The 21,830-nt window shown below is 48.2% G+C and carries 21 protein-coding genes; 6 read left to right on the top strand and 15 right to left on the bottom strand.

Annotation, left to right across the window (positions count from 1 at the left end; genetic code table 11):
* Positions 1 to 245: 245 nt before the first annotated feature.
* The 14 genes from HAL07_RS03875 to HAL07_RS03810 are packed head-to-tail and all read right to left on the bottom strand — an operon-like array spanning position 246 to position 15,480.
* Positions 246 to 2,594, bottom strand: coding sequence for a tetratricopeptide repeat protein (locus tag HAL07_RS03875; RefSeq protein WP_053945177.1), 2,349 nt, complete (start codon positions 2,592 to 2,594; stop codon positions 246 to 248).
* Positions 2,594 to 4,048, bottom strand: coding sequence for an NADH-quinone oxidoreductase subunit N (locus tag HAL07_RS03870; protein ID WP_053945176.1), 1,455 nt, complete (start codon positions 4,046 to 4,048; stop codon positions 2,594 to 2,596). Before HAL07_RS03870 ends, HAL07_RS03875 begins: the two co-directional genes overlap by 1 nt.
* Positions 4,049 to 4,057: 9 nt before the next feature.
* Positions 4,058 to 5,560, bottom strand: a complete 1,503-nt coding sequence (locus HAL07_RS03865; RefSeq protein WP_053945175.1) for a complex I subunit 4 family protein — start codon at positions 5,558 to 5,560, stop codon at positions 4,058 to 4,060.
* A gap of 10 nt (positions 5,561 to 5,570) precedes the next feature.
* Positions 5,571 to 7,415, bottom strand: coding sequence for an NADH-quinone oxidoreductase subunit L (nuoL, locus tag HAL07_RS03860; RefSeq protein WP_053945292.1), 1,845 nt, complete (start codon positions 7,413 to 7,415; stop codon positions 5,571 to 5,573).
* A gap of 13 nt (positions 7,416 to 7,428) precedes the next feature.
* Positions 7,429 to 7,731, bottom strand: coding sequence for an NADH-quinone oxidoreductase subunit NuoK (nuoK, locus tag HAL07_RS03855; RefSeq protein WP_053945174.1), 303 nt, complete (start codon positions 7,729 to 7,731; stop codon positions 7,429 to 7,431).
* Complete coding sequence (locus tag HAL07_RS03850; protein WP_053940621.1) at positions 7,731 to 8,255, bottom strand: NADH-quinone oxidoreductase subunit J; 525 nt, start codon at positions 8,253 to 8,255, stop codon at positions 7,731 to 7,733. Before HAL07_RS03850 ends, nuoK begins: the two co-directional genes overlap by 1 nt.
* Positions 8,248 to 8,889, bottom strand: a complete 642-nt coding sequence (nuoI, locus tag HAL07_RS03845; protein WP_053940620.1) for an NADH-quinone oxidoreductase subunit NuoI — start codon at positions 8,887 to 8,889, stop codon at positions 8,248 to 8,250. The genes HAL07_RS03850 and nuoI overlap by 8 nt, the downstream gene beginning before the upstream one ends.
* 8 nt (positions 8,890 to 8,897) lie before the next feature.
* Positions 8,898 to 9,887 carry an NADH-quinone oxidoreductase subunit NuoH gene (gene nuoH, locus HAL07_RS03840; protein ID WP_053945173.1) on the bottom strand — a complete coding sequence of 330 codons (990 nt, stop codon included), beginning with the start codon at positions 9,885 to 9,887 and terminating at the stop codon, positions 8,898 to 8,900.
* Positions 9,884 to 12,310: an NADH-quinone oxidoreductase subunit G gene (locus HAL07_RS03835; RefSeq protein WP_053945172.1), complete on the bottom strand. Its 2,427-nt coding sequence runs from the start codon at positions 12,308 to 12,310 to the stop codon at positions 9,884 to 9,886. Before HAL07_RS03835 ends, nuoH begins: the two co-directional genes overlap by 4 nt.
* On the bottom strand, positions 12,298 to 12,552 hold the full coding sequence (locus HAL07_RS03830; protein WP_053940618.1) for an NADH-ubiquinone oxidoreductase subunit E family protein: 255 nt from the start codon (positions 12,550 to 12,552) through the stop codon (positions 12,298 to 12,300). The genes HAL07_RS03835 and HAL07_RS03830 overlap by 13 nt, the downstream gene beginning before the upstream one ends.
* On the bottom strand, positions 12,549 to 13,778 hold the full coding sequence (nuoD, locus tag HAL07_RS03825) for an NADH dehydrogenase (quinone) subunit D (protein WP_053945171.1): 1,230 nt from the start codon (positions 13,776 to 13,778) through the stop codon (positions 12,549 to 12,551). The genes HAL07_RS03830 and nuoD overlap by 4 nt, the downstream gene beginning before the upstream one ends.
* A complete protein-coding gene (locus HAL07_RS03820; protein ID WP_053945170.1) occupies positions 13,778 to 14,575 on the bottom strand; it encodes an NADH-quinone oxidoreductase subunit C in 798 nt (265 codons plus the stop codon). Before HAL07_RS03820 ends, nuoD begins: the two co-directional genes overlap by 1 nt.
* 9 nt (positions 14,576 to 14,584) lie before the next feature.
* Positions 14,585 to 15,094 (bottom strand): NuoB/complex I 20 kDa subunit family protein, encoded by a 510-nt coding sequence (locus tag HAL07_RS03815; protein ID WP_053940615.1) that lies wholly within the window; start codon positions 15,092 to 15,094, stop codon positions 14,585 to 14,587.
* The gene (locus tag HAL07_RS03810; protein WP_053940636.1) at positions 15,076 to 15,480 is read right to left on the bottom strand and encodes an NAD(P)H-quinone oxidoreductase subunit 3; all 405 of its coding nucleotides are present in this window, start codon (positions 15,478 to 15,480) and stop codon (positions 15,076 to 15,078) included. The genes HAL07_RS03815 and HAL07_RS03810 overlap by 19 nt, the downstream gene beginning before the upstream one ends.
* Before the next feature lie 147 nt (positions 15,481 to 15,627).
* Between HAL07_RS03810 and HAL07_RS03805 the strand changes: the two genes are divergently transcribed.
* The 6 genes from HAL07_RS03805 (at position 15,628) to HAL07_RS03780 (ending at position 20,409) form a co-directional block, all read left to right on the top strand.
* Complete coding sequence (locus tag HAL07_RS03805; RefSeq protein ID WP_053940614.1) at positions 15,628 to 16,395, top strand: PP-loop family protein; 768 nt, start codon at positions 15,628 to 15,630, stop codon at positions 16,393 to 16,395.
* On the top strand, positions 16,396 to 17,526 hold the full coding sequence (locus tag HAL07_RS03800; protein ID WP_053945169.1) for a TerC/Alx family metal homeostasis membrane protein: 1,131 nt from the start codon (positions 16,396 to 16,398) through the stop codon (positions 17,524 to 17,526).
* Positions 17,527 to 17,628: 102 nt separating this feature from the next.
* Complete coding sequence (locus HAL07_RS03795; RefSeq protein ID WP_053945168.1) at positions 17,629 to 18,372, top strand: outer membrane protein; 744 nt, start codon at positions 17,629 to 17,631, stop codon at positions 18,370 to 18,372.
* An 11-nt stretch (positions 18,373 to 18,383) separates the two neighbouring features.
* The gene (locus HAL07_RS03790) at positions 18,384 to 19,343 is read left to right on the top strand and encodes a catalase (protein WP_053945167.1); all 960 of its coding nucleotides are present in this window, start codon (positions 18,384 to 18,386) and stop codon (positions 19,341 to 19,343) included.
* Entirely contained in the window at positions 19,343 to 19,735 is a 393-nt protein-coding gene (locus tag HAL07_RS03785; protein WP_238374482.1) for a hypothetical protein, read from the top strand. The genes HAL07_RS03790 and HAL07_RS03785 overlap by 1 nt, the downstream gene beginning before the upstream one ends.
* Positions 19,735 to 20,409: a 16S rRNA (uracil(1498)-N(3))-methyltransferase gene (locus HAL07_RS03780; protein WP_053945290.1), complete on the top strand. Its 675-nt coding sequence runs from the start codon at positions 19,735 to 19,737 to the stop codon at positions 20,407 to 20,409. The genes HAL07_RS03785 and HAL07_RS03780 overlap by 1 nt, the downstream gene beginning before the upstream one ends.
* Here the strand turns inward: HAL07_RS03780 and HAL07_RS03775 are convergent.
* Positions 20,406 to 21,797 (bottom strand): COG3014 family protein, encoded by a 1,392-nt coding sequence (locus tag HAL07_RS03775; RefSeq protein ID WP_082355822.1) that lies wholly within the window; start codon positions 21,795 to 21,797, stop codon positions 20,406 to 20,408. The two genes, HAL07_RS03780 and HAL07_RS03775, sit on opposite strands and share 4 nt — an antisense overlap.
* Between the last annotated feature and the right edge of the window lie 33 nt (positions 21,798 to 21,830).

Raw genomic sequence — 21,830 nt, 5'->3', positions numbered from 1 at the left:
AGCGATGTTGGTCCCAAAGAAGAGATCGGGGGCGTTATTCAGGGTGTGATCACTCAGACCCACGAGCACACCGGAGAAAGCCTCAGAGAGTTGCGCCATCGCGCTTAAGCGCACGGCTAAAGAAGCGGTTGATCCCCACTTTAGCCACCACTAAGGGCGGGTGATCTAAGCCAATTTGTCTAGAATCTAAGGAAAATTGCACGTGTGGCTCTCTGTTTTAATAAAAACCCGCAGATTGTAGCGTACTAGGGTTTAAATAAATCTAGAGCCTGTTGGCATAAATCTCTCCAAGCTGAGGGGTGTTTGATGGCTATACAAGCTTGAAAAGCCTTTTTAGCTCCCTCTTTATCATCCCTTTGGCGCAACAAAGTTGCCTTGTTGTAAAGGGCATGTTGGCGCTCTTTGGGCTCAAGTTTTAGGGCCAGCAGCGCATTGCTTTGTTTTAAGGCTTCCTCAATTTTACCCTCCCGACTTAGGGCACTGATGAGCTGGTTTTGGGCGTAGGGGGTGTAGCTGTCGTTTTCATAGCGTTTTTGCAAGGCCATGAGGCTTTTGGCATAGACTTCTAAGGTTGTGGGGTTGTTCTTGCCCCGCTGTTCGCTCTGTAAAAGCAAGGCATAGACCTCGATCATGCGCTCATCGTCTTTAAACTTTTCTTGCAACTTTTGGTAAATTTTAAAGGCTTCCTCGGGGTTGTTGGTTTTCATATAATCTAAAAACACGGTGAAAGCGATGTCGTCATATTTGGGTTGTTTGGCAAGATTTGCTAAGGCCATCGCGTCTTTAGATGCGAGCAAAGAGTTAGAAAAATCGTTTAAAGCGTAGAGGTTGCGCCCCTGTCTGTAAAGCCATGCGAGTCTATCGATAGGCTTGCCCTTTAAAGCACTGCTAGAAAAAATGCCCGCCTTGTCATAGAGGGCACTTTCATACAAACAATCAAAGGCTTGGATTTGCTCCTCATTGTCAAAGGCATGGGGATCGACTTTTTGCATGCGCACTAAGTAGGTGTTAAAGCTTTTGCAGTCGGCTTCTCTTAAGGCTTTGCGGCCTTGTTGGACTAGGGCTTCTTGCATGGCAGGCGAGTCTTTAGGAAGATCTAGATCGAGCACCTGCGAATAATAGCGGCGCTCTACAAACAATTCGGCTTTATATTCTAGGGCTTTTTGGTACTCTTTGGAGGTTTTAGGATAGTCTTTTAAAATTTGGTTGTAGCGGTTTAGCTTTTCTTGATAATCCCCGTGCATGGCAAACAAGACTTGTTCGTCTCTGGCCTTGACTAAGGTGATATGAACCATGTTTGTGTAGTTGTCTAGGTATTCTAAATTTGCAAAGTGGGCTTCGTTGGGCTGGTTGTTCTTAGCATAAAGCAACCCCAGCTCAAAAGCGGATTTTTCTTGGATATTGGTGTCGCTATTTTGATGGGAAAGCAAAGTGGCGATTTTAATGGCCGTGTCGAATATGGCGTGGGTTTTTAAGGCGATGAGCAAATCATAGGATTTGATGGGGTTTTTCATCAAATACTCGGGGTTGCCATAGATGATTTTATTTAAAATCAAAGCGGCGTTTTTGCCCCCATTGGCTAAATCAAAAACCCCCCAGTTAAAGGCGATTTGGCTCGCACTTTCCATGTCTTTGGCTGTGCTGTAAGCCTTTTGAAAGAGGGTGAGCGCGCCGGAGCGATCCCCGCCATTGGCGGCTTGCTCGGCTAGGTGCATGCGGGCTAGGGGAGCGTAGCGGTTGTCGGGGTATTCGTTGATGATGCGATCATAGACCTCTGTGGCTTGGGCGGTGTAGTCGATTTGGCTATAAGTGTCGCCCAGCATGTAGAGCACATAGGGGACTTGGGAGTCTGAGGGGTAGAGCTTGAGCCATTGTGTGGCGACTTGGATTGTTAATTCTTGCTTTTTTTTGAGCTTGTTTAAGGCGACAATCTCATAAAAGTATAAATCTTTATTAAAAATGCTCTTGGGGTGGAGTCTAAAAATACGGCTGATCGCATCTAGGGCTTCTATGTAGTTGCCGCTTTTCATGAGCTGTTTTAAGGCCAAATACTCTTCTAGGTCTTGGCCTTTAGAATAGGTCAGGGGCTTGTTATCCACACCCAGCTCTTGGATATAGGGGGTTTGCGCTCCCTTGATGAGAATGGGAAAGTTTAAGCCTATGTTGCTAGGGGCGGCGGGGTCTTTGGGTGTTAGAAAGGGGATTTTGTCGCGAAAGCCCACCACCTGCCACACTTTAGAGGCTTTAAGTTGGAGTTTTTGAATCGGGATGCTCTGCTTGTAATCAAAGGGGAGTGCAAACAACGCTTCTTGGAATTTGGGTTTGATGTGTAAATAGAAAATAAAATTTTTCATTGTATAGGACACTTCAAAAAACTCTGTCTTAAAGGGCATGAAGCCGACTTTGGGGGTGGAGTTGATGGTGCAGATGACCTCTTCTTGGGGGTATTTCATGAAATCACAAGCAAAGGGTTTGTCATTGGTGAGCGTCAGGGTTGCAAAATTGGTGTTTTTTTCCCTCCCATTAGTCACGCTCAAATCTAGGGCGCTTAAAAAGGGAAAAAAGGCCAACAGCAGACTAAAAAGGCGCAGCATCAAGCTTGGTTAGAGTTTAAATAAAACTGCAACACAAAGACAGAAAAGGCGCATAAAAACGCCATCGCTGTACTGACAGCATAGAGGGCTGGAGTGGCATTGGCAGCTATGGGGGGGTTGGCACTTGGGGCTTTAAAGAACATCGCCACAAGCAAGCGCAAGTAATAAACCGCGCTCACCGCGCTGTTTAAGACCATCACAATGGGTAAAAACACTTGATGCTGGCCAATCACTTGCTCTAAGACCAAAACCTTGCCCCAAAACATCGAAAAAGGGGGGATGCCCGCCAGCGAGCAAAGAAAAATGGCGCTCAAGATGGCTAAAAGGGGTTTGGTTTGGATCAGCCCATTGAATCGTTCATAAGGGTAGGCGTAGCCATCTTGGCGGGCATCTTCTTGATTGGTGATGATCCACAAAATCGCAAACGCCCCAATGTTGGTGATTAAAAATAAAAGCCAGTAGCTAAACAACGCCCCGGCCCCTTGAAGTACACACGCCAAAGCAAAGCCCGTGTGCGAGATCGAGCTGTAAGCCATCATGCGCTTGACATCTTTTTGCAAGAGTGCCATGGCATTGGGGATCGTAATGGTGAGCGCAATTAAAGCGGTGTAAAGGTTTTCAATGGCAAAAGACTCGGTGTTCATAAAGGCATAAAGCACCCTTAAGATCACCACCAACCCCGCCATTTTAGGCACAATGGAGATAAAACCTGCAAAAACGGGGCTGTTGCCCTCGTAAATGTCTGGCATCCAAGTGTGGAAGGGCACTAAAGACACTTTAAAGCCCAAAGCCCCCAGCATACACGCCAGGGCGATAAAAAAGAGAGGTAAAACCTTGGGCTCGTGGTGGAAAAACACACTTCTTAAGCCATCGCCCACCGCGCTTAAGTCCAAATGCCCCGTGAGCAAATAGAGCAAAGCCACCCCCAGCACAAAAAACACCCCCGCTAAAACGCTCATGGTGAAGTATTTGATCGCCGCCTCTATCCCCGTGCTTTTATGGTTGATTGCCATGAGAACACACATGGCCAAAGACGCGCTCTCTAGCCCTAGTAAAATCAATAGCAGATGGTCGGTAGAAACCATGAGGAGGAAACCTGCCATCATAAAGAGGTAAAGAGGGTAGAACTCGGGGGTCTCAAACTCGCTAAACTTCTCTTTGCTTAAAGCTAGGAGCAATAAGAGTAAGCTTGCTAAAGCGATGAAAAGTTGCCCGCTTAAGGATGCTCCGTCTGTGAGAAAGTCGCCTATGCTGTCTGTGGGGGGGTTGTAAAAGGCAATCCACAGAACACTAAAGGCAAGGATTAACCCGGCGATCGCCACGCTTAAAGACTTAGAAAAGCCCCGCCCCACATTTAAAAGCAATAAGAAAATCCCGCCCCCCACGCTCATAAATAGGGGCATTAAAGTTTGTAAGTCCAGCTCGGGCATAAGAGAAGAGATCAGCGGATTCATTTTTGTTCCTTAGGCATTGATGCGCCCTTGTAGGTTTTCTAATAGGATTTGCACGCTTTGCTCAATGGGCGATAAAAGCGGTTTGGGGTAAATCCCCAAAAACAACACCGCCGCGACCAAAAGGGCCAAAACACTTTTTTCACTACAAGTTAAAGGGCTTAGGGCTTTGGCTTTTTTAAGCGTAAGCGCGCCTTGTGGTTGCGCCCCAAAGAAGACTTTCTTGTACATGACTAACATGTAAATGGCGGATAAAATGATGGTCGTGCCGGCTAAAAATGCCATGGTTGGGGAGCTTTGAAAAAAGCCTAATAAACTTAAAAACTCGCCCACAAAGCCGCTTGTTAAGGGCATGCCCACATTGGCTAGCAGCAGCACCATGAAAAACGCCGCATAAGTGGGCATCGAGTGCGCCACACCCCTAAAGGCGACAATCTTGCTAGAATTGCACCGATCAAAGAGCATCCCTACGAGCATAAACAGCCCCGCGCTCACCAGCCCGTGCGAAAACATGGTAAAGATGGCCCCTCCCACCCCCTCGACATTGAAGGCATACAACCCCAACACCGCCACGCCCATGTGTGACATCGAGCTATAAGCGATGAGGCGTTTCATCTCTTTTTGTGCGCAGGCTAGAAGCGCACCATAAAGCACCATTAAAAGGGCCAGCACGCTTAAGGGCAAGAAGTAGTGCAAGATGACATTAGGAAAAAGGGGGAGCAAGAAGCGCACCATCGCGTAAGTCCCCATTTTTAAAAGCAGGGCGGAGAGCACCGCCGAGCCGATGATGGGAGCATTGCCATAGGCGTGGGGCAACCAGTTGTGAAAAGGAAAAATGGGGATTTTAACGGCGATGCCGACAAAGAAGGCAATGAACACCCAAAGGCGTTCTTTAGGGAGCAACACTACACTGTTAAAGGTTTCTAAATCGAAGTTAAAGGGTGTGTTTAGGGCTAGGCTGCACGCATGGGCATAATAAAGGATCGCTAGGAGCATAAAAAGCGAAGCCAAGAAAGTGTAAAGGAAAAATTTTAGCCCGGAGTAGATCCTAGGACCCACGCCATAACGCCCAATCATATAGAGCACGGGCAAGAGCGAGGCCTCCCAAAAAACATAAAAGAAAATGAGATTTAAGGAAGTGAAAACCCCCATTAAAATCCCCTCCAAGAGCAAAATACAAATCAACATGTCCTTGATGTGCTTGCTGACATATAAAGCGAGTAAAAAGAGGATAAAAGCAGTCAGCACCAATAAAATAAGAGAGATCCCATCTACACCCACATGGTAGTTGATGCCCGCTTGTTTGACAATGTCGGCAAACTCTTCAAATTGCATCAACCCCGTGTCCTTGTCAAAGAACACCCAAAGCCCAACCACAAGGGCGAGCTCAAGGGCCGTTACCAAGACCCCATAGGGCTTTGCGTGCTTTTCGCTTAAGCCAAAAAGGGGCAAGCATGCCAAAATAGGCAAGAAGATCAACACACTTAAAAAGTGGTGCGGCAAAAGTGCATCCATATTAACTCCATCAACTCCAAAAACTTAACATTGTTACAAGAATAACCGCCACCACCCCAAAAGCCATCCATCTTAGCGCGCTGCTCAAATTCCCACTTTGCATGGGGGTTAGCATCTGCCCGAGTAGAGCGGGGATTTTCGCGATGGCATCTATGAAGGCATCGAGTGTACGCACCTCAATTTTACGCCATATCCAAAAGGCAAGGCATAAGAAAACCCGACTGATTTTGGCATAAAGAGCGGGGATGTAATATTGATTTAAAAGCAGGCGGTAGAAAAACCCGCCCTCTGTGTTGCCAAAGCCCTTTTTGTATTTTTGCACGCCGTAAGCAATAGAGAACAAAACCCCGATCGTGGTGAGGGCTAACAAGAGCATTTTAGGCACGGGGTAATCGGCAAAAGAGGGCACACTGATCGCCTTTGAGACAAAATGAAAAAAGCTGTGCTCAAAGAACCCGGCAACCACGGCTAAAATCGCTAGGGGCAACATCGCCCAAAGCATGAAACTTGGGGCTTCGTGGGGGTGCTCGATGTTGTGCGCTTTGGGGGCAAAGAACACCAACATTAAGAGCCTAAAGCTATAAAACGCCGTAAAGAGCGCGCCAATGAGTAGAGCCAAAAATAACCCATGGTGCCCGGTAGCAAAGGCGACTTCTAGGATTTTGTCCTTAGAGAAAAAGCCGGCAAAGGGATAGAGCCCGCAGAGGGCAAGCGAGGCTAGCCCCATTAAAATCGCCGTGGTTTTCATAGGTTTATACAAGTTACCCATTTTGGTGATGTTGAGCTCATCGTGCATGGCGTGCATGACATTGCCCGCGCCCAAGAACAACAGGGCTTTAAAAAAGGCGTGGGTGAAAAGGTGGAAAAGCGCGATCCAGTAAGCCCCAAGCCCCGCGCCCACAAACATATAGCCCAGTTGTGAGAGGGTGGAGTAAGCCACGATGCGTTTTAAATCTTGATTGACCAATGCCATGCTTGCCCCAAACAACGCCACAAACGCCCCCAAGCAGGCGATGGCATAACCTAACTCAGGCAGTGCGCTGTATAAGGGGTGCGCTCTAATCACTAGATACACCCCAGCGGTAACCATAGTCGCGGCGTGGATGAGCGCGGATACAGGTGTGGGACCCTCCATCGCGTTGGCTAGCCAAGTGTGCAAAGGGAATTGCGCACTCTTGCCCACCGCCCCCACAAAGAGCAAGAGCCCGATGTAAAATAAAACATGTGGATTTGTGGTGGCAATGTTGGCAAAGACGACCGAGTATTGCACCGAGCCAAAGGTCCAATACACCAGCAAAATCCCCATGAGCATCCCCAAATCGGCGATGCGATTCATCACAAAGGCTTCAATGGAGGCGTTATTCGCACTCTCCTTTTGATACCAAAACCCAATGAGTAAATAGGAGCACAGCCCCACACCCTCCCAGCCCACAAACAGCCCCAAGAAATTATCACTCAGCACCAAGACAAGCATAGAAAAGACAAAGCCAGAGAGGTAGCTAAAATAGCGGTTATAGCCCTTATCCTCGTGCATGTAACCGATCGAATAAACATGCACCAAGAAAGACACGAGCGTAACGACCACAATCATCACCGCGCTGATGGGATCGACCCCAAAAGAAAAGCCCACACTAAAGCCCCCCAAGACCATCCAATCAAAGAGGGTGGCTTGCACGCTTTGGTGGTGTAGGCTCAAATTTAAGAGATACAAGGCGCAAAGAAAAGCAAGCCCTAAGAGACTCGAATTGAGCACGCCTACATGCAAACTCTTTGAGCTTGCTCCCCAAAAGCCCGCATAGATAGCCCCAATTAAGGGCAAAAACAAGACCGCTTCTAGCGCCAAAGGCGCACACATGCCTGCTTGCATATTAACCTCTCATGCGCGCTAGGGTGTCGATGTCTAGGCTTTTGTGTTTGCGTTGCCACAAGATCACAAGCCCTAAGCCCACCGCCACTTCAGAGGCCGCCACCCCGATCATAAAGAGCGCAAAAATCTGCCCATCAATGTTTTTTAAAGAGTGGGCGATCGCCACAAAGGCGACATTAATGGCGTTGAGCATGATCTCTGTGGAGAAAAAGAGCATTAAAATATTCTTGCGCCTGAGCATGCCAAACAAACCGATGCTAAAGAGCAAGCAAGCAAAGACCAAATAATGCGCGAGGCTAACCATCAACTCTCCTTTGTGGGGGTTTTTTTAAGCGCGCTGGCAATCGCCCCCACTAAAGCGACTAAAAGCATGAACGCCCCCACCTCAAAGGCAAAAAGGTATTTAGTGAAAAGCACATACCCAATCAACTTGGTGTTAGAGGTGTTGAAATCGGGGTTTAAGCTCTCTTGCAAATTATGGGCGTAATGAGAGATAAAGGGCGCGCCTAAAAACACCACTAAAGCCACCGCCAAAAGAAGGGCTAAAGCCACCGCTATTTGGGGGGTGTGGGCGCGCTCGATCACCTCTGCTGAGGCGTTAAAAAACATCATCCCAAAGGCATACATCACCACCACCGCGCCTACATAGACCAAAATTTGCACCACGCCCAGAAACTGCGCGTCCAAGAGAAAGAAAAAGGCGGACACAAAGACCATCGTCGCGGCTAGAGAAGTCATGGCGTATAAAACATTGGTGGTCGTAACCACCACCAACGCCATGCCAAGAGTGAGCACGGCAAAGAAATAAAAGGCAATGGTTTCAAACATTGTCTTTCTCCTTTTGTGCTTCCTTAACTTCTTCTTGCTTCTCGTCTTGGAGTGCGTAATCTAGGGGCGTTTGTTGCAGGCGATCGCTGGCGTTGTCGCTGGGCGCGCCAAAGCCGGCAAACTCGACATGGCTATGATCCTTTGCGCTTTGTATGTCGGTTAGAAACTCGGCCTTGCCTCCAAATTGGGAGCGTTGCACGCTGCTATTTTCAAAGCGTTGCCCCATCACGATGGCAAGCTCGGGGCACACCTCCGCGCACAGCCCGCAATAAATGCAACGCCCTAAATTGATGGTGTAGCTGTCTATGTATTTGCGCTCATCCTCGCCCTTATGCGTGATGATTCGAATACAATTACTCGTGCAAATCTTTTCGCACAGCCCGCACCCAATGCAACGCTCCGATCCGGATTCTAAAAGTCTTTGGAGGTGATGCACGGCGCGATAGCGCGGGCTTAGAGGCAAGACCTCCATAGGGTAGTGGATGGTAACCTCTTTGCTAAAAAACTCTTTAATGGTGAGCCCCAAACCCTTAAACAACTCTAATCCAAAGCTGGTTTTGAGCGTGTCTAAGAATTTGCTAGCCCCACTGCTAGGCTCGCTTGGGTCTAACCATTTGTAATTTTGTTTTCCCATTGTGCCTCCTAAAGTAAAATGATAAGCCCAGTAACTAGGATATTAAGCAGGGCTAAGGGCAGCATGATCTTCCAGCACATGCGCATGAGCTGATCGGGGCGCACATGGGGGAAGGTCGCGCGCGCCCACATGGACAAGAACACAAAGAAACAGACCTTAATTAAAATGGCAATCCCTCCCGGGATAAAGCCCCACGCATTGTAACCCCCAAAGAAAATTAAAGAGATCACAAAACAGAAGGCAAACAAGTGGGCGTATTCGGCTAAGAAAAACATCCCCCATCTAAGCCCGCTATACTCCGTGCAAAACCCGGCGACAATCTCGGCTTCATGCTCTAAGAGGTCAAAGGGCGTGCGGTTAAGCTCGGCATAACTAGAGATCAAGAATAAAAAGAAAGCTAGGGGCTGTTTAAACACGAGCCAGTGCAACATCCCGCCCTCTTGGTAGTGGTTGATCTCCACTAAGGACAGAGAGCCTACAACCATGATCGGGGCTAAGATCGTTAAGGTGCTCACCACTTCAAAGCTTAAAAGCTGTATAGTCGCGCGCGCCGCCCCAATGAGTGAATACTTGCTATTAGAGGCTAACCCGGCTAAAAGGGGGGCGTAAATGCTAGCTGAGCCCACCGCCAAAAAGAACAATAACCCGACATTGATGTCTGAGATGATGGGTTTGATCGTGTGCCCAAAGATTTGAAAATCGCCAAAGAAAGGAATGGGTGCCATGCTCACAAACGCGCTCACCATAGCGATCACCGGGGCGATGGAGAAAATCAAGCGGTTGGCGTGCTGTGGGATGATGTCTTCTTTAGTGAAAAGCTTGATCGCATCGGCGATCACTTGCAAGAGCCCAAAAGGACCAACATAGGTCGGACCTAATCGGCGCTGGAAGTAGGCTAATACCTTGCGCTCTAAATAAGTCCCAAACGCCCCCAAACCAGCAAAAACTAAAACCACCACTAAGATTTTAATTAAGGTTTCTATGATCTCAGCACTCATGCGCGCTCCCACTCTAAGCTTTCAAAGGGGCTGGTAAAGACTTGCGCTTGATCGAGGCTAGGGCTTACCATAAACACGCCCTTTTTTAGGCTGTGATCGATGTAAATTCTGCCCGTGAGCGTGCGCCCCTCTTTACTTAGGCTAATTGTCGCCCCCTCTTCTAGCCCCAAACTCTCTAAATGTTCTTTAGAGGTGTAAATGCCCTCTTTGAGTTGCAGGTTTTGGCTCTTGAGCGTGTGGGTGTTAAATTGCGTTTCGGCAAATTGCAAATAGGCGTTAAACTCGCTGACACTCTCTAGGGGGCTGATGGGTTGGCTAGCCTCGGTGCTTTGGCTTGGGGTGCTTTTGAGTTTATAACCCCTGTGGTTGCTCTTGTCATTGGCATAAAAATTTGTCAAATCATCATAAGCCACGCCCAAAAAGCCCTTTTCTTGGGGCAGTAGATGGGTGTATTCAATGAGGCTCTCCCCATACAATCCAAAGTGTTGAGCGACATCGGCTAAGTCCAACCCCTCATAAGCAAGGGCGGGGCGCAAAGGCAAGAGCCGCCCCTCTAGGTTTGTCATAGTCGCCTCTACTTGATTAAAGCTGGGTAAAATAAAATCCACCGCATTTTGCGCCTGCCCGCTCTCATCCACACAATCGCTATCTAGCACAAAATCCCCTTTAGCGCGCACGCCCACACTAGGGCTAGCCTTGTTGTCTTTTTCTAGCTGACAAATGGAGACAATGCCTAAAGCATTCGCACTTGGGGGGATTAAAAAGATTTTTAATTTCTCTAGACTGCTTGCCTCTTGCAACATTAAAGCGATATTTTTAGCTTTGGGGTGGGTGTAAATCTCTGGACCGATTAGAAGAGCCACACTCGGGGCTTTTTCTATTAAACCCTTGATTTTCTCGTAAGTGGGGCTGTCTAATTTGGCGTTTTCAAGCATTGCATACACGGGGGGTTTTGATTCGGGCTTGGTTTCAGCCTCCTCTATGCCACAGGCATGCTCTTGATCTTCGTTGACGGGGGCTGGTTTTGTGCTTGTTTGGGGGGCTTCTTGGGTAGGCTTAGGCTCGGGCTCTTGAGTGATTTGGCTATCTTTTAAACTCTGCAAACTCGGGCTATCAACCCCCAAAGCCATTAAAAATGCCCCTAAGATGATCTCCTCCGCTCCTACTGCGTGGCACACAGGCACTACGCTACGGCAGATTTTCTCCAGCGCGCTATCTTCTAGCGGGTGGGCGTAAATCAAACTTGTGCCCTTATTCACTTTGAGCGCATTGGCTAGAGCGTATTTGAGTAAGGGGTTTTCATTTTTAAGACGCGATCCTAGACTTAGCACACAGCTAGATTTTTTTAAATCAGCTAAATCGTGCCATTTAGGGTTAAAGACACCTAAAAACTCTTGGAAGGCGTGGAGTTTGCTGTTATGGAGTTTGAAGCCGCAAATGCTACGCATTTGTTCTAACAAATAAGCCTCTTCATTGGTTAAATCCCCCCCGACATACACCGCCTTTGCCTCTTTGAGCTTTTGCACCGCTTGCTCTATATTTGTGCTCCCCCTCCTAGAGGCGTGCAGATCAAAGGCAAAACGCCCCGCTCCACAGATGGGGTTGTGGTAAAAGTCATTGCCGACTCTAAAAATGCGTTGCTCTTCGCCCAAAGTGTCAAAGTGGCGCACCTGATAATCTAATAAGCACCCCGCCGCACAATGCGTGCAAGTCGAGTCAATGTGTTTGAGCTCCCATGCGTTTGCCTTGTAGCTAAAGTCCTTATAGACAATCGCGCCCACAGGGCAAACAGCGATGCACTCCCCGCAATCAAAACAAGGCGTTTCGCCCACAAAGGCGATCATGCCCTTTTGTTTGCGACTCCACACGCTAAAGGGGTCTTTAGGCATGCTCTCTTTGAATTTGTCAGGGGCGTGTAAAGCCGCCTTGCTTGCCTTTAAATTGCTATCCCCGATGTTGTCGCTGCAAGTCGTGACACAGCGCTCGCACATGATGCATAAATTCGGATCATAGGAGGCCTGGGCCCAAAAGGCAAAGGGCTTTAAATTGTCGCGCACGCTAAAGGGTTGGCGATCGACTAAGGTCCTATGGGTCATGTCCTGCAATTCACACTCCCCGCTTTTATCGCACACCCCACACTCTAAGGGGTGATTGACATCGTAGGTTTGCATGATCATCTGCCGTTCTGCAATGAGCGCAGGGGTCATTGTGGCGACTTTGGTATTGGCTTTGGGTTTGGTGTTGCAGGCATAAACCCTTTTGCCCTCCACCTCAACCATACACATTTTACAAGCCACCGTGGGCGCACACCCGCTCAAATAGCAAATGGCAGGGATATATACGCCAGCGCTACGCGCTGCTTCTAAAATGGTCTGCCCCTCGCTAAACTCCACTTGTTGCCCGTCAATTTCTATGCTTGGCATGCATTAGCCCTTTTCACCACTAAAGTCCAATCCACCCGATTAAAACGCAAAGAGTTCATCAAAACATCCCCCCTCTCTTTGATCGCCTCTGCGCTCTGTTCCACAATGTCAAAATCCACCACCTCAAACATGAAGATCACCACCTCCCCGGGGCGCACACTCTCATCTAAAATCGCCCCCATGCGCTCTAACACTACACTATTTGGCTCGTCTCTTAAATGCCGCAAATCAAAACGCTTCATCGATCCACCTCCCCAAAAACCGCGTTGCTCGAACCGATGATGGTTACAGCGTCTGCCAAATACTGCCCCACTAAAATATCCTGCATAGAACCTATATGAAAAAAGCTAGGGGCACGGATTTTTAAGCGATAAGGGTAGGGCTCGCCCTCTGAGTGGATAAAAAAGCCCAGCTCGCCCTTAGGCGACTCGGTGGGAGCATAAACCTCGCCTTGTGGGGGGCGCATGCCTTGAGTCACCAACACAAAATGTTGCATTAAAGCGTAGTTTTGGGTCATAATATCTTCTTTGGGCGCGCTAAAATACTGCGGAGCGTGTGCCATAATGCTAGGGTCTGTGGGAGCGTGCATGGGCATTAACTGCTCTAAAATACGTAAAGACTCTAAGATTTCTAGCATATAGAGCTGGTAGCGATCGTAGCTATCCCCGTGATTGCCCACAGGAATATCAAAATCTAGCTCAGGGTAAAGCTCATAAGGCTCTTCTTTGCGCACATCATAGGCGATGCCCGTGCCCCTTAGCATGATCCCACTTGCCCCCCACGATTTGGCCTGCTCCTTTGTGATCGTGCCCACATTCTCTAAGCGGGCTTTCCAAATGCGATTGCTATCAAGCAACCCGCTGATGAGTTTATGCATCTCTCTTACTTCTTTAATGAAGGCTTTTAGCCCCTCTAGCCAATTAGGGGGCAAATCTAAAGGCACGCCCCCGATTCTAATGGCGTTGTGGGTGAGCCGCGCCCCGCAATAATCCTCCATCAAGTCCAGCCCATACTCGCGGGTTTTAAAGCAATACAAAAACACCGACATCGCGCCCACATCCAGCGCATGCACGCTCAAGAAAAAGACATGGGAGATCACGCGGTTTAATTCCAACAAAAGCGTGCGGATCACCTGCGCGCGTCTAGGGATTGTAACACCTAGCAAGGTCTCCACCGCGTGGGCGAAAGCGTAATTATTGCTCGTGGAGGAGGTGTAATCCAGCCTATCAGTGGTGGGCATGTATTCATTATAGGTCATGTTCTCGCCCAGCTTTTCACAACCCCGATGCAAGTAGCCAATCTCTGGCGTGGCTTTGGTGATCTTCTCCCCCTCTAGCTCTAAAATCAGACGCAGTTGCCCGTGTGAAGAGGGGTGTTGGGGGCCAAAGTTAATCACCATTTGTTTATCATCGCGCTCAAAGAGGACATTTTCAAATTGCGGTTTGAGTTTGGTAAAAATCTGTGCCATTAGGGGCGATCCTTTAGCTCTGTGGGCTCTTGGCTGTGTAAATCCTTGACAAAGAGGGATTTTTCAAAGCTGTATTTGCCCGCCTTGTCCTCTAAGGGCAAGCCCTTAGCCTGCTCATGCCCGACCTTAGAGAAGTTAAAGGTGTCTTTGTCATCCACCCTTGCGCTATCCCTTTGCTCTGGCCCTATGATTTCTCGATACTCTTTGCCAAAAATCTTATCCACTTCATACCACGCGGCATGCTCATCGCCTTTGAGCGGATAGGATTTTAATAGCGGGTGGCCTACCCAGTCATCGGGCATTAAAATGCGTTTTAAGTGGGTGTGCCCCTCAAAGACGATCCCAAACATGTCGTAAGCCTCTCTCTCACTCCACAGAGCCGAGCGGTATAAATGGCTTAAGGTGGGGGGGTTTTCTGCTTGTTTAAGCACGGCTTTTAAGCGCACGCGCCGTTTATTGGCATACCCGGGCAAGTAGGATAAAAATTGATAAAACAGCTCAAACTCCCCTCTTTTTTCTAAAAAGTCGATCGCGCTCATTTCGCTCAAAGTTTCATAGCCCAAATTCTTTAGCCTTTCGGCCACTTGTGCCACCTCGCTAACCTCAATGACAAACACCGCGCTGCCTAGCTCAATGAAGCTTTCTAACACCTTGTGGTAATAGCTGATGTGGTTGAAAATCACCTCATAGGGCGAGCCCACAATGGGGGCTTTGGGCGTGGCGGGCACGACATAAAAGCGATCGGAGTAATGGACTTGCTTTTGGACATTGGCATTAGGGCGTTGTTTTCTAACCATGTTAAGCCTTTAGATCAAGCGTTTTTGGTTGTTTTCGGGCAGGGCTTTTTGGCGGCGGATTTTATCTTGTAACACCATTAAGGCGTATTGCAAGGTTTCAGGGCGGGGCGCGCACCCGGGCAAGTAAATATCCACAGGGATCACCCGATCGACCCCCTGCACAGTGGCGTAAGTGTTAAACATCCCCCCCGTGTTTGCACAAGAGCCCATCGAGATCACCCATTTAGGTTCGGGCATTTGATCGTAAAGGCGGCGCGTGAATTCGGCGTGCTTTTTGGTAAGAGTGCCCGCGATGATCATCACATCTGATTGTCTAGGCGATGCCCTAAAAATCGTGCCAAACCTGTCAAAGTCAAAGCGCGAGCCCCCCGTTGCCATCATTTCAATCGCACAGCACGCCAGCCCATAAGTGAGAGGCCAAAGCGAATTGCTACGCCCCCAATTTAGCAAGCGATCTAAAGTTGTTAAGGCAATGGGTAACCCCCCATTTTTTAAATAACTCACTGCATGCTGTGCCATTCTAACGCTCCTTTCTTTAGGGCATACACAAAGCCCACCACAAGCAAGCCAATAAAACTTAGCATTTCAAAAAAGCCAAAAAAGCCCAATTCTTTAAAATCCAAAGCCCAGGGGAACATAAAAACAATCTCCACATCAAAGAGAATAAAAAGCACTGCCATGACATAGAATTGGTGGCTCACGCGGTTTTGTTGCTTTAGGGCGAGTGGTCCGCACTCATAGGCGGCAAGTTTGAGTTTTTCATTTTGCTTGCGCGCGAGCTTTCGGCTAATGAATCGCTGTATCCGCAAGGTCCAATTAAACACCAAAAAGCTAAAAACCAATAAAACAAACACCCCAAAGTAAGGATGTTCAGCGACACTCTCTACGCCCACTGCTAGCTCCATTACAAAGATAAACAAAGTATTAAAGCATAATTTCATTAATCTTAACTTTTGGCAAGGCTGTAAAGATGGGTAAGTGTGTCGTTTTGTGCTATAATGCCCCTTTCTTGCCCCATATTTTTGCGGTGCAAACCATTGCTAGGGACAAACATGTATGAAATCAGTAAAAAAATCTTAAATGTCGTGGGGCGTACAAACGCCGCTTATAACCTCATTGGTGAGGGCGATAAAGTTCTAGTCGGGCTTAGTGGGGGCAAGGATTCGATCCTGCTCTCGTGCATTTTGGCGCGCATGCAAGCGCACGCCCCTTTTAAATTTAGCTTCAAGGCCGCCACCGTGCATTATGGGCTAAACGAAGATTTGGCGTGGCTCACTAAGCTGTGCGCAGAGCAAAACATCCCCTATGAGATTTTACACACCAACATTGCCAAAACCATCAGGGAAAAGAGACGGGAGCAAAGCTCATATTGCAGTTTCTGCTCGCGCATGCGCCGTGGCGTGCTTTACAACCACGCTTTAGAAAATGGCTTTAATAAGCTCGCCATCGCCCACCACTTAGACGATGCCGTAGAAAGCTTTTTTATGAACTTCACTTATAATGGGAGCCTACGCAGCATGCCCCCCATTTACAAGGCAGAAAATGGGCTGTTTGTGATCCGCCCGCTCATCCATATCAGAGAGCGCCAAACCATCGACTTTGTCAAATCCCAAAACATCCCCACCGCCCCTGATTGTAACTGCCCGGCTAAACAGCCCGACTCGGACAAGCCCCCCATCGCCAGGCTAGCCACCAAGAATTTTTTAAAGGAAATGGAGCGCACGAATCCCACACTATTTACTTCGCTCAAAAACGCCTTTTGCAATTTGCACGCCAACAGCTTTAGCGACCACGCCTTTTTGGATGCGCAGGGGGCGTAAATGGGCTTGGATTTAATCGTCTTTTTGCTCTTTATGGCCCTAGCTCTTTTCATCGACTTTAAGGCGCACAGCCACGATTCTGTGATGGGGCTAAAAAGTGCCATAGGTTGGTCGCTCTTTTGGGTGGGTACGGCTTTGCTCTTTGCGGGCTACCTCTACTGGCATGACGGCGCAACGAGCATGTCGCTTTTTTTAACGGGCTATGTGCTCGAAAAAGCTTTGTCTGTGGATAATCTCTTTGTGATGATGGCGATTTTTGCGTGGTTTAAAGTGCCTGAGATTTACCGCCATCGGGTGCTCTATTATGGCATCATCGGGGCGATTGTCTTTAGGCTCATCTTTGTGCTGGTGGGCAGTGGCCTTTTGCACTTGTCGGGTTATGTGGAAATCGTCTTTGGCTTGTTGGTGGGTTATAGCTGTGTGGTGATGGTGAAAAACCAAGAAAAAGAAGAAGGCGAGGATGAAGAGGACTACTCCAAACATTTAGCCTACCGCTTGGTGTATAAGTTTTTCCCCGTCTACCCTAAATTAGTCGGGCATGATTTTTTTATCAAAAAAGAGCAACTAAGCGGTTTGGAGCGCAATTTAAAGGGGCAAGAGGCGAGCGAGTTGCACCACCAAAGCGCCTTTGCTAAGGCAAGGCTGGTTGCCACGCCTTTATTTTTGTGTTTGGCGGTGATTGAGTTAAGCGATGTCATGTTTGCCTTTGATAGCGTGCCGGCCGTGATTGCGGTGAGTAAAGAGCCCTTGATCATTTACAGCGCGATGATGTTTGCCATTTTAGGGCTTAGGAGTTTGTATTTTGTGCTTGAGGTGCTAAAGGGGCATTTGGTTTATCTAGAAAAAAGCGTGATTGTGGTGTTGGCGTTCATCAGCTTAAAGCTCATTTTGGGCGCGACCAAGCACCTTTTTGGTTTTGGACTAGACATAGGCCCGACTTTGAGCCTTTATATTGTGCTAGGCGTGTTGGGTGGGGGCGTGTGCTTGAGTTTATTTAAGGGCAAAGAAGACACGCCAAGCGCGCCTAAAGAGCCTGTTACAACCCCCGCAGACGCAAGACTAGAGGCGTGCGAGCATAAACTCCAAGATTTGGAAAAGAGAATTGTTAAGCTTGAGGGAGATTGTAAATAGGTTGCGCCTTTAAGGGCAGAGCGCTTTAAGTTGGGCAAACCTAGAGCCGATAGGGCTAAATTTTGCTAAAATGCCCTTTTATCTTACAAGAAAGGGGTTTGCTTGCTTAAGAGAGTAGTTTGTCAAATAGTGGGTTTGGGGGCTTTGGTGGGTTGCTTACCCTTAGAGGCGGCTAAGGATGGTTGGTATGTGCAAGCGGGGGTGGATTACGCCCACGCAGCGGGGTCTCGGGCGACTCGCACCCCTAATTGGACTTCGACAAGTCCCTTTTCTGCCAACATGGGCGGGGTGGATTTTGTGGGGGGCTATAAACAATTCTTTGGCAAAAAAAGACACTGGGGCGTGCGCTACTATGGGCTCATCAGTTTGCAGGGTGGGGGCTTTTCTCAAAAAACAGGGTACAGATACCCCACACAAGGGCCCGTGGGTAACTTTTTTTATGGTGTGGGCATCGATGCGCTCTGGACCTTCTTTTACAACAAGGGAGTCGAGATCGGGGCCTTTATGGGCATGGCCGTAGGGGGGGCTAGCTGGGCTTTGGGGGCGGGCAAGGCCAATGGCGTGTGCCAAACAATGGTGAAAGACGGCGATTGTGTGAGTCTTAATCATTTTTATTTAAAAGATTCGATTGGCATGTCTAACATCAATTACTCCCCCACTTTTGTGCAGTGGATGTTTAACTTTGGGGTGCGGGCAAATTTCGGGGCGCATAATGGCGTAGAAGTGGGCTTTAGAGTCCCTGCCATCAACACGCCTTTTTATACAAACAGCTCAACGAGCCAAACTGACACCTACTCTTTTAGGCGGGTGATCGATTTATATGCCAACTATGTCTATAATTTTTAGGAAGGGGTGTGATGCCTAAATTTGCCTGCTCGTTGTTGTTGCCTTTGGTTTTGCTCTCTTTGACCCACGCTAAAGAGGTCTATGATGCGCAAAAGATCGCCGACTTGTTTTATCAGCTAAATGGCGATGCAAAAGACCCGCATAAGAAAATCAACCACGCTAAGGGCTTTTGTGCGGCGGGGGTGTTTGTGCCCGATGCGAAAGTTACAGCACAGCTAGACATCCCGCTTTTAGATAAACAAAGCATCCCCGCAGAGGTGCGCTATTCACTAGGCGGGGGCAACTTGCATGCCAGTGACAAATCTAAATCAAGGGGCATGGCACTAAGGTTTGGCAGGGACGCTTGGGTGATGGTGATGACAAACGCCCCCATTAACTTTGCCAAAAACGCAGAAGAGTTTGGGCGGTTTTTAGAGATTCGAATCCCTAAAAACGGGCATGTGGATCGAGAAAAAATTAAGAGGGTCACGCAAGAAGTACAGAGTTTTAGAAACTTCGCCCACTACATGCAAAGTGTCGGTGTTACCAAAAGCGTGGCCAACACCCGCTACTACTCCACGCACACTTTTTATTTCAAAGACAAAAAGACTCAACGCTTTTTGCCCGCCCGCTTTAGCTTCATCCCTGTGGAAGGGGTGCATAACCTCACCAATGCCCAGCTCAAGCGCATGGGCGATGAGTTTTTGGAAAAAGACTTTCAAGAAAAGGTCGCTAAAGCCCCCATTGTCTATGACATGGTCTTAGAGTTGGCACATAAAAACGACCCCATAAACGACACGACCAAGTTATGGCATGGCAAACACGAGGAGATCAAGGTCGGGCAACTTAAAGTAGAAAGTTACAGCGGGCATGGGTGCGATGGCGAAGTCTTTATGCCTGCCATGTTGCCTAGCGGGGTAGAAGCGCCCAAAGACCCGCTCTTTAAGTTGCGAAACGAGGTGTATTCCATCACCTTTGCTAAACGGCAATGATGGAGTTGGCGTGGCAGAGTGCGCTTAAGTTTCATGTTTTTTTAATGGCTCTGGGTCCCGTGCTCTTTTGTGTGAATTTAGCTTTTTTGTGGCTGGTAAAAAACCACGCCTCTTTAAATAAAAAACTCTATTTGATGATGCCCATGGTGTTCATGTGGGGGGCGATGGCCTTTTTTAGCGGGGTGTTTTTGTGGGCGATGCAACACTTTAACTTCTCTTGGAAAGTGGGGTTGATGGGGCTTGTGCTGGGTATGGTGTGTGGGGGCGAAGTGTGGCGGGTGCGTAAGCTCAAAATTGCTCGCACCAAAGAGTCTTTGATGCTTGCCTACATTACATGGTGTAAGGGCTTGTATGGACTAAACTTGCTCTTGTGCCTTGCTTTGTTTCTTTAATGCGTTTTGTTTATCACCCCCAAGCCGGCGCACCCATTTTAAGCCTAGAGGATAAGACCTACACACACGTTTATTTAAGCCGCCGCACAAAGGCCACAGAGCAACTCGCCTTACGCAATTTAAAAGACAGCAATTTATATTTTTACAAACCTCTAAGCGTGCAAAAACACAGCGCAAAATTAGAGCTGGTGCGCGTGCAGGCAAAGCCTGTCAGCCCCACACAAACCACGCACTTAATTTGGGCGGTGATCCACACCAAGAATATAGAAAAAGTCCTGCCCTATTTAAACCAAATGGGGGTGGCAAAAATTAGCTTTTTTATGGCGCAGTTTAGCCAAAGAAACGAGCAGTTGGACACAAGCAAACTAGAAAGATTAGAGCGGATCATCATCGCCTCTTGCGAGCAGAGCGGGCGCAGCGATTTAATGCACTTAGAGGTGCTTAAAGATTTAACAAGCGCGCTAGAGCTTTACCCCCAAGCTGGGGTTTTAGACTTGGGCGGGCACGCGCAGGGCCTAGAGCCTCAAAAGGGGGTCATCATCGGGCCTGAAGGGGGCTTTAGCCAAAGCGAAAGAAAGCTTTTTAAAGACAGAGAGGTTTTTAGCCCCTCTAATTTAGTCTTAACAAGCGAGGGGGCGGCGTTGTTTGCCGCTGCCTTAAACTTTAAGGCCTAGAGAGAAAGGGGTTTCACATTCAAATCAGAGGGGAAACTGCGGACAAAGATAATGTTGTTTGTGTCGCTGCAAACTTGCCCGGAGGCGGGGGCTTTGCCATTACAGGGCACAAAGCTAAAGTCTCTATGCAAGTTGTCAATCTGGATACTGAATTTGTGGCTTTTGTTATCCACGCGCCCTAAATAGACCATGCTAGGGAAGATGTTAGAGCTTCGAGTGTCGGCGGCAGTGCTGGCTTTATTTGCTGCATGCATAAACCAACTACCCACTTGCATCGCCGCTCCTGTAGCCCCGCCCACAGCAGCCCCGCCTTGATTAAGAGCCACTTCTGTGCCTGTTTTTAAGATCGCCGAAGCGATGGCTCTGTTTTTAATGGCGGGGAGGGTGGCTTGGTATTCCTTTTGGAAGATGATGGCAAAGTTAGACAACACGCCCATGTTTTCACTCTTGCCATTTTCTACGATTTTAAAGCTGTTGTGGAAAGATCGCCCGTCTTGGATGGTGGGGAGGGCAAAGTTGAGTGAGGGGATTTTATATTCTTTTAAAGTGGGTTGCATGCCATCTTCCACAATCACCCATGTGTATTTTTCACGGCTGTGGTGCATGAGGTTTTTCAAATCCTCGCCCACGATTTTGTTATGGCTCACCCCATAGACCTCTTTTAATTCGTCAATGGCCTTGCTATTGTCCCCATTGTTGGCAAAGAACAGACCACCCACATAATTGACAAGCGGATTGATAAAACCGTTATAAGCACTAAAGCGCTCTAAATTCGAAAAACGGCTTTTAAGCTCTCCATCCAAACTTGACATGCCAGCAACCATTTTGTCTGCCATAGAGGCGTTTTTTTGTTTGGCTTTTTGAAACTCTGCCTCGGCTTTCGCCAACTCTTTATTGTAGGCATCCTTAATGCGGCGCTCTCTGTCGATGGTGCGGTTAAACTCCACCCTTGCGTCTTGTTTATTGCCTAAGAACGCATAATCCAGAGCCATGTAGTAGTTGGTTAAGGTCCATTCATACATGTGGCCTTCATAGGGGACATTCATCGCCGAACCATAAGTGGCTGCCCCGACTTTATCAATGCCCTTTTCCATAGCTTTAAAGTTCGTGTCAAAGGTCTTGTTCGCCTTGTCTAGAGTGTCTAGAGACGCTCTATACTGATCCATCATGAAAGCATTTACCCCACTTTCTAAATTCCACAAGGGCGTGTCTTTTTGTTTCTTGTCTTCAGCCAAAGCACTCTTAGACACTTGGTCGGCTTGCTGGTGGTTTTTGGCGTAATAGGCTTGTTGGAACTGGCTTAACTCCCCACGGCTCGCCGTGTGCGCACACCCCACTAAGATCAAACCTGCCACAGCCACACTGCAATAACTCAACAATCTAAACATACATTCCCTTTTCTCAAAAATAAAAGTCGATTT

Source organism: Helicobacter ailurogastricus (assembly GCF_001282945.1).
Classification (GTDB): Bacteria; Campylobacterota; Campylobacteria; order Campylobacterales; family Helicobacteraceae; genus Helicobacter; species Helicobacter ailurogastricus.
Note: the sequence above shows the minus strand (reverse complement) of the source record. Positions and strands in the feature narration are given on the sequence as shown.